The organism is Pseudacidovorax sp. DMC4, from assembly GCF_056314265.1.
In genome coordinates this window covers 1-2,039 of sequence record NZ_JBQUYR010000035.1, presented here as the reverse complement: position 1 = coordinate 2,039, position 2,039 = coordinate 1, and the positions used below count along the sequence as shown (strand labels likewise).

Annotated in this window: 1 pseudogene; it reads left to right on the top strand. The window is 71.8% G+C overall.

The window, feature by feature from the left end:
* A pseudogene (locus ACT54X_RS28745) lies at positions 1 to 2,039 on the top strand (hypothetical protein); the annotation flags it as partial.

Genomic DNA, 2,039 nt, shown 5'->3' with positions numbered 1-2,039 from the left:
TGGCTGGAGGATGGCACCAACGTGATCACCGACGGCGAGGGCCGCTGGAGCCTGTACGGCCTCAAGCCCCTGACGCACGTGCTGCGCCTGGACGAGACCACGCTGCCGGTGGGCGCGCGGGTGGCCATCCAGGACAACCGCAACGCCGGCACCGCCAACAGCCGCTTCGTGGACCTCAAGAAGGGCGAATTCCACAAGGCCAACTTCCCGCTGCACGGCTGCGACAACGAGGCCACCCAGAAGGACGTGCAGGCGCGCCGCCAGGCCGCCGCCAAGAACCTCGACTCGGAACTCGCGGGCGCCCTGCGCAACCGGCTGGACCCCAAGGGCCAGGTGGTGACCGCCAGCGACACGCGCGGCATGCCGGCGGCCGGGCAGATCAACGGCAGCGGCGGCGGCGCGAACGCCTCGCTCACGGCCACCACGGGCCCGCTGATCGCGCTGCCCGGGGCGCCGCAGCGCGCGGCCGGCGTGGGCGCGGCCGGTGCCGGCAGCGGCAACTTCCTGGACGGCACCGGCACCGTGGGCGGCACCGGCACGCTGGCGGCCGCGCAGCAGGTCAAGTCGCTGCCGGCCACGGGCCAGGTGCCCAGCGCCGGCGTCGGCAGCCAGGCCGCCGGCCAGCCCGGCAGCGTCACCGCGGGCCTGGTGCCCCAGCCGGTGGCCCCGAGCAGCGTCGAGCTGGAGAAACTCCTGCCCGAGCTGGACAACAAGCCCGGCTTCGTGGAGCTGCGCGATGGCGACACCCTGCCCGGGCAGTCCCTCAATGTGCGCGTGAAGGGCCCGGCGGGCGCGGTGCTGCAGCTGTCGGTCAACGGCGAGCTGGTGGACGGCCGGCGCGTGGGCAAGAAGGCCACGCTGCCCAAGACCGAGACCAGCGCCTGGGAGTACATCGGCGTGGGCTTCAAGCCCGGCGCGAACCGCCTGCGCCTGCAGGTGATGGACGAGATGGGCAACGCCCGCGGCGAGCCGGTGGAGATCGGCGTCACGGCCCCCGACAAGCTGGGCATCGTGCGCATCGTGGTGCCCACCGACGCCCGCGCCGACGCGCGCACCCCGGTGCCCGTGCAGATCGTGCTCACCGATGCGGCCGGCGTGCCCGTCACCGCCCGCACGGCCATCACGCTGGAGAGCGACGCCGGGCGCTGGCAGGAGGAGGACCTCAACGACAAGGAGCCCGGCCTGCAGGCCTTCATCGAAGGCGGGCGTGCCACCTATCACCTGATCCCGCCGGGCACCCCGGGCGACGTGCGCGTGCGCGCCACCGTCAACGCCCTGGTGCAGGAGGCGCGCCTGGCCCTGCTGCCGGACCTGCGCCCCATGATTGCCGTGGGCATCGTGGAGGGCACGCTCGACCTGACCCAGCGCGGCAAGCTGGGCATCGACCAACTGCCCGCGGGCGCGGCCTTCGAGCAGGAGCTCAGCGCGCTGGGCAACAACGGCGACACCACGAACACCCGCGCGGGCGGCCGCGCCGCGTTCTTCCTGAAGGGCGCCATCAAGGGCGAGTACCTGCTCACCGCCTCGCTGGACACCGCCAAATCCAGCCGCGATCGCCTGTTCCGCGACATCCGCCCGGACGAGTTCTACCCCGTCTATGGCGACGCCTCCGAGCGCGGCTACGACGCGCAGAGCTCGCAGAAGCTCTATGTGCGCATCGACAAGAACCGCTCGTACCTGCTGTACGGCGACTTCCAGACCGCCAGCAGCACCGAGGTCAGAAAACTCAGCCAGACCAGCCGCACCCTCACCGGCATGAAGGGCGTGTACGAGGAGGGCGGCATGCGCGTGACCGCCTACGGCGCGCGCACCTCGCAGACCCAGCAGATCGAGGAATTCGCGGGCAAGGGCATCTCCGGGCCGTACTACCTGGCGGGCAACCTGGGCGATCTGGTGGAGAACAGCGAAACGGTGGAGATCGTCTCGCGCGACCGCAACCAGGCCAACGTGATCCTGAAGGCCACCACGCTCACGCGCTTCGTGGACTACACGCTGGAGCCGAGCACGCGCCGGCTGATGTTCGTGAGCCCGGTCTCGGC